This window comes from Nonomuraea zeae (genome assembly GCF_005889725.1).
GTDB classification, from domain to species: Bacteria; Actinomycetota; Actinomycetes; order Streptosporangiales; family Streptosporangiaceae; genus Nonomuraea; species Nonomuraea zeae.
On the sequence record NZ_VCKX01000399.1, the window covers coordinates 1 to 9,699 of the forward strand.

At 73.1% G+C, this 9,699-nt stretch carries 10 protein-coding genes; 8 read left to right on the top strand and 2 right to left on the bottom strand.

The window, feature by feature from the left end:
* Window positions 1-136: 136 nt before the first annotated feature.
* Genes ETD85_RS56325 through ETD85_RS56340 form a run of 4 tightly spaced genes read left to right on the top strand, consistent with a single transcriptional unit; the run spans window position 137 to window position 4,799 of the window.
* Entirely contained in the window at window positions 137-532 is a 396-nt protein-coding gene (locus ETD85_RS56325) for a YbaB/EbfC family nucleoid-associated protein (RefSeq protein WP_138698061.1), read from the top strand.
* A complete protein-coding gene (locus ETD85_RS56330) occupies window positions 529-825 on the top strand; it encodes a hypothetical protein (RefSeq protein WP_138698062.1) in 297 nt (98 codons plus the stop codon). Before ETD85_RS56325 ends, ETD85_RS56330 begins: the two co-directional genes overlap by 4 nt.
* A 6-nt stretch (window positions 826-831) precedes the next feature.
* Window positions 832-4,578, top strand: a complete 3,747-nt coding sequence (locus tag ETD85_RS67135) for a WXG100-like domain-containing protein (RefSeq protein ID WP_138698063.1) — start codon at window positions 832-834, stop codon at window positions 4,576-4,578.
* Window positions 4,575-4,799: a hypothetical protein gene (locus tag ETD85_RS56340; RefSeq protein WP_138698064.1), complete on the top strand. Its 225-nt coding sequence runs from the start codon at window positions 4,575-4,577 to the stop codon at window positions 4,797-4,799. The genes ETD85_RS67135 and ETD85_RS56340 overlap by 4 nt, the downstream gene beginning before the upstream one ends.
* 110 nt (window positions 4,800-4,909) lie before the next feature.
* Here ETD85_RS56340 and ETD85_RS56345 read toward each other — a convergent pair whose 3' ends face one another.
* Window positions 4,910-5,971, bottom strand: a complete 1,062-nt coding sequence (locus tag ETD85_RS56345; protein WP_138698065.1) for a cytochrome P450 — start codon at window positions 5,969-5,971, stop codon at window positions 4,910-4,912.
* Window positions 5,972-6,063: 92 nt separating this feature from the next.
* Between ETD85_RS56345 and ETD85_RS56350 the strand changes: the two genes are divergently transcribed.
* The 3 genes from ETD85_RS56350 (at window position 6,064) to ETD85_RS56360 (ending at window position 7,555) form a co-directional block, all read left to right on the top strand.
* The gene (locus ETD85_RS56350) at window positions 6,064-6,687 is read left to right on the top strand and encodes a TetR/AcrR family transcriptional regulator (protein WP_138698066.1); all 624 of its coding nucleotides are present in this window, start codon (window positions 6,064-6,066) and stop codon (window positions 6,685-6,687) included.
* Between the two features lie 163 nt (window positions 6,688-6,850).
* On the top strand, window positions 6,851-7,030 hold the full coding sequence (locus ETD85_RS56355) for a DUF2218 domain-containing protein (RefSeq protein ID WP_138698067.1): 180 nt from the start codon (window positions 6,851-6,853) through the stop codon (window positions 7,028-7,030).
* 69 nt (window positions 7,031-7,099) lie between these two features.
* The gene (locus ETD85_RS56360) at window positions 7,100-7,555 is read left to right on the top strand and encodes an SRPBCC family protein (protein ID WP_138698068.1); all 456 of its coding nucleotides are present in this window, start codon (window positions 7,100-7,102) and stop codon (window positions 7,553-7,555) included.
* A 109-nt stretch (window positions 7,556-7,664) separates the two neighbouring features.
* On the opposite strand, the gene ETD85_RS56365 is transcribed toward ETD85_RS56360, so the two are convergent.
* Entirely contained in the window at window positions 7,665-8,720 is a 1,056-nt protein-coding gene (locus tag ETD85_RS56365; protein ID WP_206059516.1) for a hypothetical protein, read from the bottom strand.
* 173 nt (window positions 8,721-8,893) lie between these two features.
* On the opposite strand from ETD85_RS56365, the gene ETD85_RS56370 reads away from it, so the two are divergent.
* On the top strand, window positions 8,894-9,652 hold the full coding sequence (locus ETD85_RS56370) for a lamin tail domain-containing protein (RefSeq protein ID WP_138698069.1): 759 nt from the start codon (window positions 8,894-8,896) through the stop codon (window positions 9,650-9,652).
* Window positions 9,653-9,699: the final 47 nt, after the last annotated feature.

Below are 9,699 nucleotides of genomic sequence, written 5' to 3' on the forward strand. Positions count from 1 at the left end.
CCCCGGCCGCTCCCCCGGTCGTCCGGCCGGCCGTCCCCCCGGTCGTCACCGAGACGGCGGCCGGCACGCTGACCGTGGCCGGTGACCTCACCCCGCAGGAGCGGGCCATCCTCGACGAGTTGCTCGGGCGCATGTCATGAGCCAGGAGTTCCGCGCGATGATCGAGGGTCTGGCCGAGGAGTACAACCGCCAGGCCGCCCAGATCCGCGACATGCACGCCGAGCTCAAGGACCTGGTGGTGACCGCCACCTCCGACGACGGCCTGGTCACCGTCACGATGGGCCACCGCGGTCAGCTCCGGTCCCTGACGCTCAACCCGCGCGTCTACCGCAAGCTGTCCCCGTCGGAGCTGAGCTCGTCGATCATGACGCAGGTCGGCGCCGCGACCGCCCGGGTCGCCGAGCGGACCAAGGAGCTGATGGCCCCGTTCGTGCCCGAGGGCCTGGCGTACGAGGAGGTCTTCGGCGAGAACGCCGGCCTGGACGCGTTCCTGCCGAAGCCGGTGGACCTGTCCGGCGAGGGTGCCGGGTGACGCCGGGGTTCCACGCTCGGCACTCGGCGCTGCGCCGCTCGTCCGGCGGCTATGCGGACGACGCCGAGCAGGTCAGGGACTGGCGGGCCGAGCTGAGGGCGGTCTTCGACGACGAGGGCAACCCGCTGGGCGACGACCAGTACGGCGCGGAGCTGGCCAAGCGCCTGCCCCAGCTCGCCGGCGACGTGTTCGGGGCCTTCGACGCCTACATCGCCGAGCTGGAGAGCGCGAAGACCGGGCTGGGCGGCAGCGCCACGAATTACGGGGCCGCCGAGCAGGCGTCGGGCGGGTGAGCGCGGGTGGGGTTCGACGGCTTCCTGGTGCCGGACTGGGCCAAGCCGTGGGTGGGCTGGGCCGTGGGCACGGACTGGCCGGAGGGCGACGAGGACGGCTGCTTCCGGCTGGCTGACGCGTGCGCGGCCATGGCCAGGAAGGTCGTCGAGCACAGCGGCGCATGGGACGGGCACCGGCCGGCTTCGGACGAGTGGGACGGCCCGGCGCTGGAGGCGTTCGCCGAGTGGGCGCGCACCCACGTGGGCGGCACGCGGGCGGATCTCGTGGACCGGCTGGTCAAGGCCGCGCTGGAGTTCAACCAGCTCGGGGTGCAGGTCGAGTACACCAAGCGGATGATCGAGGTGGCCGTCTGGCTGCTGATCCTGCAGCTCGCCTGGCTGCTCGCGGCCGCCGCCGGGCCGTGGGGCGGGCTGTCGTTCGGGCTGATCGGGGCGCGCGTGCAGATCGCCCGGCTGACGATCAGGCAGATCGCGGTCCGGCTGCTGCTGAACGCGGCCGTGTTCGGCGGGCTGATGGCCGGTCTGGACCTGGCCGTGCAGGCCTCCCAGTCCCGGCGCGACGAGATCGACCTGGGCCAGGTCCTCCTGTCGGCGGCCACGGGCGCGCTGACCGGCGCCCTGCTCGGGGGCATGGGCGGCGCGCTGTCGCGGATGGCCTCGCCGGGGTTGCACGCCGGGCTCCTGCGGGCCGAGATGAGCCTGCTGGACAAGGTGGTGGCCGCGTCCAGCCGGTCGGTCTGGGGCATGATGGCGCAGTCCGGCGTGGCCAACATGGGGGCCACCGGGATGACGCTGGCCGCCACCGGGGACTTCTCCTGGCGGATGGTCCTGCAGGCCGGGACCTCCGGCGCGCTCGGCGGCGCGGACGCGCACGCCGCGGGCTGGACGCCGTCCTGGCGCGGCTCGGTGGACGCCGGCCCGGCCACCGGCCGCGGCCCCGACGGCCCGCCGTCCCCCGACTCCGGCGGAACGGCCCCGCACGGCACGGACCTCGCCGACGTGGAGGCCCGTTCCGCCGGCTCCGTGACCGGGCCCGTGCGCCGGGCGGAACCCGGCCTGCTGAGCCCGGAGCACCTGGACCCGGGCTCCCGGCTGGCCGACAGCGTCTCGACCGGCGAGAGGTCCGCCAGGACCGTGGCGGGCCGCGAGGTCGTCAGGTTCGGCGACGGCACCCAGGCCATCAGGAGGAGTGGCCTCGACGGTGACCGGCTGCAGGCCTCCGCACTGGTACGGCGCGCCGTCGGCCTCGACCAGCCGGCCGTACACCGCGACGGCGCCGTCGTCTACCAGCGCTACGGCGACGAGCGGTTGCAGGCCGCCCTGGCCTCGGGCGTCCGCGAAAGCCGGGTGGAGAACCTCTTCGCCTCCAATCGCGAGCTGGTGACGTTCAACGACGGCACGACGGCCACCCGCACCGCGTACGGCGAGAACACCGCGATCGACCGGGCGGAGCAGCGGCGGCTCCCGCCGTACACGGCGGCGAGAGACGGCTACCTCCGCACCGGCCCGCTGGAGGACTACACGACCAGATTGGGCGAGTTCGCCCCGAGCACGACGACGCACCGCAGCCTGCTGGATCTGCTCACGCTCAACGAGTCGTTCGAGACCCACGTGGCGGAGACCCACCGGCGGCGTCCCACGATCATCGACTTCCCCGGCGCGGACCGGATGGCGGAGGCGAACGTCTGGAGCCCTTTCGTGGAGCGGCCGGCGATCGGCGACCACCGCGTGCGGCTCAGGCGCAACGACCTCAGCCGCGCCGACCTCCGTACGCTGCGGACCCGGCTGGACGACCTGCGCCCCGCCTTCGAACGGCTCGGCCGCCCCGACTGGCACGACGGCGTCATGGACCGGCTCCGGCTGGTGGAGCGCCAGGCACGCGGCCGCGAGCCGATCCTGGGCGACCTCGACGCGCCGCCGCCACCCGGACCCGAGCCGACTCCGCTGCTCCGGCAGGCGGACCAGCGGCCCGCGCAGGCCCTGCGCGAGCTGTTCGACGGCAACCGGCTGCACCGCGTCAACGACGCGATCGTCCACGACACCCCGCAGGCGGCGACCGCCCGCGCGCACCTCGACCTCGCCGTCTCCGGCCTGGACGACCTGCCTTCGGGCCTGCGCGGCCACGTCGAGACCCGCGTCCCCGCCGACTGGCTGCCCGGCGGCCTCTCGGCCGGCGACAGGTTCGCCTTCCCCGGGGTCATGGAGGGCGTCACCAACCCGCGCGTCCTCGCCGACCGCCCGGACAGCGTCCATCTGGTCATCCGGGCCTCCGACTACGTCTCCACGGCCGCCTTCCTCGATCGGCCCGGGCACGCGAGTTTCCGGCCGGACACCGCGTTCAAGATGCTGGCCGTCCTTGAGAACGACGGCGTCAAGACGTACTTCCTGCTCCAGGAGCCCGGCGCGCCCACCAGTCGGCCGCCGGCCGCGCCGCTCGACCCCAGTCCCCGGGTCCGCCGTCATCAGGAGGAGCACCGCGTGCCCACGGAGGCCGGAGTGTGGCTGCGCGACCCGGAGCACCAGGCGGACGTGGAGCTGAGCTCCGGCGCCCTGGCCATGCCCCGGCGGGAGAACGTGCTCGCCGTGGTCGCCCACGGCAGTCCCGAGGGCCTGCACATCGGCGGCGACCGGCTCAACGCCCGGGAGATCTACCAGGTGATCCACGAGGATCTGCGGGCGCGTCCCGACGCTGACGTGATCTACCTCGTGCCCTGCCTCGTCGGCAGGTCGGACCTGGGCCCCGCCCAGGGGCTGGCGAACCTGAGCGGGCGCGTGGTCGTCGCCGCCGACACCACCATGATCATGCGTAGCCGCACCGGGGAGACGTTCCCCAGCAGCACCCTTCTGGACACCCTGCACGGCCGGGGCCGGCACCGGATCTTCCTGCCCGACGAGCCCATGACGCCCGACGCGCCGGTCTCCCGCATCGAGCAGCTGCTCAACCACGGCGGCTCCGACGCGACGGCGCTCCTCTCGGCGGAACCGCCGGCCGTCCCGCCGTTACGCGACGTCCTGGAGCACGGGCCGCGCGGGCGCGAGGAGGAGGTGCGGGCCTGGCTGAGGGAGACGACCAGCTTCACCCACGAGCCGTCGGGCCTGCGGGTGCACCTGGACGAGGTCGTCTTCGAGGACGGCCGGATCTCGCTGTCGTACGAGATCTACCGGGGCGACGAGGTCGTGGGCACCGCGGAGAGGCAGCTCGACCGCTCCCCCGCTGGCCGGCTCCAGGCGTTCCACGACACCTTCAGCCTGCGCGACGACCTCCGGGACGGCGGCCTGGGCGCCGGCTGGACCGAGCACATGGAGAGCCGGTACCGCGAGCTGGGCGTGGAGACGGTCAGGCTGTTCGCCGGCTACGAGACCGGCGGCTACGTGTGGGCGCGGATGGGCTACGACTTCGCCGAACGTCCCGGCCTGGGCGGCTTCGGCGAGATCGTCAATCCCCGCGACGCCGTCACCTGGGAGACCTCCGACTACAAGAAGCTGGTGGACGCGTTCGACAGGGCCGCGGCGGAGGGCCGGCTGTCGGCCCACGGCGCGGCCGACTGGGCCGCCGTGCGCGCGCGGGTCACCCGGCGGGCCTGGGAAGAGGGCTACCGCCTGACCCCGTACGAATTCAGCCGGATCGGCGTGACCGACCGCGTCACCGAGGGGAGGCACGTGTTGTGGGACGGCAAGCGCATCCTGCGGGACTTCGGCCTTGAGCAGGGCTGGCACGGCGAGAAGCAGCTGACGACACCGGAGCGGGAATGATCACGGCAGCGGATCTGGAGCGGGAACGGCGCAGGTCGCTGGCCAGGCTGGACCAGGTGCGGCGGGAATGGGAGCGGCGGCACGGCGTGGACGGCGTGGACGGCGCCGACCGGCCGGCCACCGCGCAGCAGGAGGAGGAGTTCCACCGCGAGGCGGACGAGGCCATGGCGCCCTACCGCCGGCTGGCCGAGGAGTACGCCCGCCAGCAGGCCGCGGACTGACCTCCGCCGGGCGGGCCGCGGACTGACCTCCGCCGGGCGGGCCGCGGACTGACCTCCGCCAGGCGGGCCGCGCGGTCGTGAACGGGTGGCCGGGGGTGCCGCGCACCCGTTCACGCCCGAGCAGGCGGCCTCACATCAGCGAGATGCGGGTTCGGGCTCCGGGTGAGGTCCATCTCGGCGGCCGACTCGAAGGCGCTCTCGTCGCGGTTGGCGGCGGCGATGCTGCAGATCACGGTCGTGCCGCGAGGCAGAACGGTCCCGGCGGCCTCGGCCTCGTCGCCCAGGTAGCGCGGCAGGCCGAACCCGGCGTTGGCGTCCAGCCGCAACGACTCCTCGACCGCCGTGCGGATCAGCGACGGGTCGGCCAGCAGCCGCTCCCACCGGCCGCGGTCGGCCAGCAGCATGGAGACCATCTTGCCGATCATGTTCGCGGTGGTCTCGTGGCCGGCCACCAGCAGCACCATGCCGGTCGCGAGCAGCTGGACGTCGGACAGCCCGCCCTCCTCCGGACCGCCGGCCGCGATCAGCTCGCTCAGCAGGTCCTCCCCCGGCTCGGCGCGCTTGGCGGCGACGTGGCCGGACATGTACCGCACGAACTCGGCCTGGGCCGCCTCGATCTCGGCCTTGCCGTAGCCGGTCAGGCTGAGCAACGTGTCGGACCAGTACGCGAACCGGTCCCGGTCCGCGGCCGGCACGCCGAGCATGTCGCAGATGACGTACACCGGCAGCGGGAAGCCGAGGCCCGCCTTGAGATCGCCCGGCGCGCCCCGCTCGACCATGCCGTCGATGAGGTCGTCGGCGATCCGTGTCATCGCCGGTCGCAGCGCGGCCATGCGCTTGGCGGTGAACCACTTGCCGACCAGCCGCCGCCAGTGCTGGTGCTCCTCACCGGCATGGGGGATGACGTGCGCCATGTCGCTGTTGAACAGCCCGCGTTCCATGTTGTCCGACAGCCGGGCCGCGCCGGGCGCGTCCAGCAGCGCGGTGAAGCGCGGGTCCGCGATCAGCCGCTTGACGTCCTCGTAGCGGGTCAGCAGCGTCGCGGGGTCGCCGCTCGGCAGCTTCACGTGGGCCACCGGGCACGCGCCGCGTAGCTCCGCCCATTCGGCCGGCGGCTCCAGCGCCGCGTCACTGGGGATCGGGTAGCTCAGGACCTGCTCGTCGAGGCTCATTGCGGCGTCTCCTTCGTACGTGGTGGGACCGGTCGCCGTTATCTTACAGATGTAAGATAAACTACAAATGTCGTCAGACGTAGACTGGCGGCGTGGCCACGACCAAAAACAGCACCACCCCCTCCGGCGACCGACGCGTCCGCCGCACCCACGCGGCTCTGGCGAGCGCCCTGATCCAGCTCGTCGAGGAGCAGGACCTCTCCCGGATCAGCGTCGCCCACGTCGCCGAACGCGCCGGGGTGAGCCGCCCGACCTTCTACGACCACTACCGCGACGTCCACGAGCTGGCCGAGGCCGCCTGCACCGCGATGATCGACAGCCTGATCGAGCTGCTGCCCACGCCCGGCCCCGACGCGGCGGCCCCCGAGCGCGACTCGCCCAGGTCCCTTGAGGCGTTCTTCGCCAGCCTGGCCGAGCACGCCGGGCTCTACAACGCGCTGCTGGGGCCGCAGGGCAGCGCCCGCGTCATCGACCACATCCGCCGCCGCATCGCCGCGGCCGCCTACCACCGCGTACACCCGGCCGACGATCTCCCGGAGCAGGCGGGCGCGCGGCAGGACATCCCGCACGACGTGCCCGCCACGTTCGCGGCCGGCGCGCTCATCGGCGTGGCCGCCGACTGGCTCCAGCGCGGCCGCCCGCGCACTCCCGCCGAGATGGCCGCCCTGACGCTGCCGCTGTTCAACGCGCTCTACTGCGTGGCGCCTCCGGAGTGATCGGCGCCGGCCGCGCGGAGGACGCGTACGTGGTAGCCGATCGTGCCTTTGGCCGGCCCGAGCACCGCCGCGAGCTCGCTCGACAAATCATGCGGAACGACCACAAACTGGCCTGCGCAAGCGTCGAGAAGCCTCGACGCTTCTCAGACGAGAAGGATCGCGCATGCCCCTCTCCACCGCACACGTGGCGACCGCCCGCCCCGAGCGCTACGTCAAGCAACTGATCTCGCACATGGGCCACCGGGCCACCGCGGAGCTCACCGGGCCCGGCCGGGGTGACGACCGGCTCGACTGCGTGATGCTGCCCGTCCGCGACGGCGTCACGCTGGCCCGCAAGCGCTGAACCGGCCGGCGCCCGGGCAGGCACGGCGGCGGTTTCCCCGCGTCGCGGCCGGGCCCGTATCATCGCCGGATGATCGAACTGCGAGAGTACGGGGAGATCACCCGGCCCGCCGGGGCCGTCTGGGCGGTCGTCGCCGACTACCGGCAGGACCCGCGCTGGCGCGGCGGCGTCGAGACGATGGCGCCGGATCCCGCAGGGATCGTCCGGGTGGGCACGACCACCGCCGAGGTGATGCGGTTCGCGGGCCGGACCTACCGCAACGGCGGAGAGGTCACCCAAGTGCGGCCCGGGCACTCGTTCGCCTGGCGCACCACCTCGGGGATCGACGCCGAGGGCGGCCGGATCGTGGAGGCGCTCGGCGAGGACCGGTGCCGCTTCACCTTCCACGTGCGCGTCACCCCGCGCACCACCTTCGACAAGCTGCTGGAACCGGTGCTGGGCCGGCTGCTGCGGCGGGCGATACGGGCGGACATCCGGCGATTGGCCGGCTACTGCGCGACCTCGGCCACCCACAGCCCGACCTGATCAACCTCGGCCGCCCGACCTGACCGACCTCGGCCACCCACAGCCCGACCTGATCAACGTCGGCACCCGCAGCCCGACCCGATCAACCGCTGGCACCGGGCGTCGTCGCTCATCGGCGCGGCCGGCCCGGGTCGCGCCAGACCTTGAACAGCCGCCTGGCCGAGCCGCCGACCGGGCCGACCGCCTCGTACAGGACCTTCCGGGAGACCGGCTTGGCCTCCGCCACGGCGGCCACGGCATCCTCGGGCGAGGCGATGGTGTGCGAGCAGACGCTCAGCAGGTAGCCGGGGATCTGGAGCTTGGGGTCGGTGCAGCCGACCAGCGGCACGCCGGCCGCCGCGACGACGGGGAAGACGGTGCCGGGGATGCCGATGGCGACCTCGGTCCGGGCGGCGGCCTGCACCGACGGCACGGCGCTGATCTCGTAACGCTCCCAGAGGGTGCGGTCCTCGCGGGGATGCAGGCCGACCAGGATGTGCTTGCCGGCCGCCGCCAGGCGCTCGGCCGCCGCGAGCAGCAGCTCGGTGCCGGGCGCGGCGCCGCCGGTGGCGTCGGGCCTGGTCACGCTGGTCAGCACCAGGACGGTGCCCGGCTCCGGGGCGTGCTTGGGCAGGTTGTCGGTCTGCGGGGTGCCGACGACCGCGATCTCGCGGCGCGTGCCCAGGTAGTCGTCGAACACCGCGGCCTCGGCCGGCGAGGAGGCGGTGATCGCCCGCAGCCGGCCCCTGAACTCCGCCGCCCGCGGCGCCTCCACCGGCAGCTGGTAGGCCAGCGAGCTGGCGACCAGCGGCAGGCGGCGCAGCCGCTTTGCGCAGTCGGCGGGCCAGTCGCCCGCGCCGGTCACGACGAGCAGGTCCGCCTCGGGGACCGCGTCCAGGGTCGCGACCGTGACCGGGTCGTCCGGTTTGACGCCCGTACGGTCCGGCACGAGCTGGACGACCTCCCAGCCCAGGCGCGCGGCCTCCGGCAGCAGCGGAGCGGCGTGGTAGGTGCCCCACGGCTCGTTCGTCGCGATCAGCACCCGGCGGCGGTTCCGGTCGATCTCGGCGGCCGCGTGCGCGGCGCTGACGCCGCCGACCGCGACCAGGCCGGCGCCGGAGAGCAGGCCGGTGAGCAGCGAACGGCGGGTGATCTCATAGTTCATGGCAGCGTCCCCGATCTTCATGGGACGCGAGGGTATTCCGGTGTCGCTAACTGCCCGTTAATGCCGATCGTCACTTCAGGGGTAGATCGTCGAACTGGTGGAGATCAGCGCCCCTCACCGCGTCTCGTGATATTTCACGATCCGTCCACGCTAAAGACAGTGTTTTCCGCATTTGTCGTTTTACGCTCCTCGACATGCGTGCTAAGTCCCGGGTCCCGGCGATCTTCGTCGCGGCCGGCGTTCTCATCGGCTCGATCGCCGTCCTGACCTCACCCTCCGTGGCCGCGACCCCAGGAGCCGTGGTCATCAGCCAGGTCTACGGCGGGGGCGGCAACTCCGGCGCCCCCTTGACCAACGACTACGTCGAGCTGTTCAACCGGAGCGACGCCCCCGTGTCGCTGGACGGCTGGTCGGTGCAGTACACCAGTGCGGCGGGAACGGGGAACTTCGCCTCCGGCAAGGCCGGCCTCGCCGGCACCCTCGCCCCTGGCCAGTACCACCTCCTGCAACTCGCCGCGGGCACCACCCCCAGCGGCGCGCTTCCCCAGCCCGACAGCACCGGCTCCATCAACATGAGCGGCACCGCGGGCAAGGTGGCGCTGGTCCGCTCGGCCGACGGCCTGGCCTGCAACGGCTCCTCCACCCCCTGCTCCGACGACCAGCTGGCGCTGCTCGCCGACCTGGTCGGCTACGGCGGCGCGAACTTCTTCGAAGGCTCCCCCGCCCCGGCGCTCACCAACGCCACCGGCGCGTTCCGCAAGGGCGGCGGCTGCGCCGACACCGACGACAACGGCGCCGACTTCGAGACCGCGGCCCCCGCGCCGCGCAACAGCGCCACCACCGCGGACCCCTGCGGCGGCGACCCGTCCCCGACGCCCACCCCGACCTGTCTCTTATACCCATCTCCGAGCCCACGAGACCCTAAGACCACTCGTATGCCGTCTTCTGCTTGAACAAAAAACTATTCAAAGAGACTGTTTGCTCTCAAAAACACTAGCCA

What these genes read in the sequence shown, in the direction of transcription:
- ETD85_RS56325 (WP_138698061.1), top strand. Translation starts at nt 137, where the DNA reads ATGAGCCAGGAGTTCCGCGCGATGATCGAGGGTCTGGCCGAGGAGTAC.
- ETD85_RS56370 (WP_138698069.1), top strand. Translation starts at nt 8,894, where the DNA reads ATGCGTGCTAAGTCCCGGGTCCCGGCGATCTTCGTCGCGGCCGGCGTT.
- ETD85_RS56365 (WP_206059516.1), bottom strand. Translation starts at nt 8,720, where the DNA reads ATGAAGATCGGGGACGCTGCCATGAACTATGAGATCACCCGCCGTTCG.
- ETD85_RS56340 (WP_138698064.1), top strand. Translation starts at nt 4,575, where the DNA reads ATGATCACGGCAGCGGATCTGGAGCGGGAACGGCGCAGGTCGCTGGCC.
- ETD85_RS56345 (WP_138698065.1), bottom strand. Translation starts at nt 5,971, where the DNA reads ATGAGCCTCGACGAGCAGGTCCTGAGCTACCCGATCCCCAGTGACGCG.
- ETD85_RS56360 (WP_138698068.1), top strand. Translation starts at nt 7,100, where the DNA reads ATGATCGAACTGCGAGAGTACGGGGAGATCACCCGGCCCGCCGGGGCC.
- ETD85_RS56355 (WP_138698067.1), top strand. Translation starts at nt 6,851, where the DNA reads ATGCCCCTCTCCACCGCACACGTGGCGACCGCCCGCCCCGAGCGCTAC.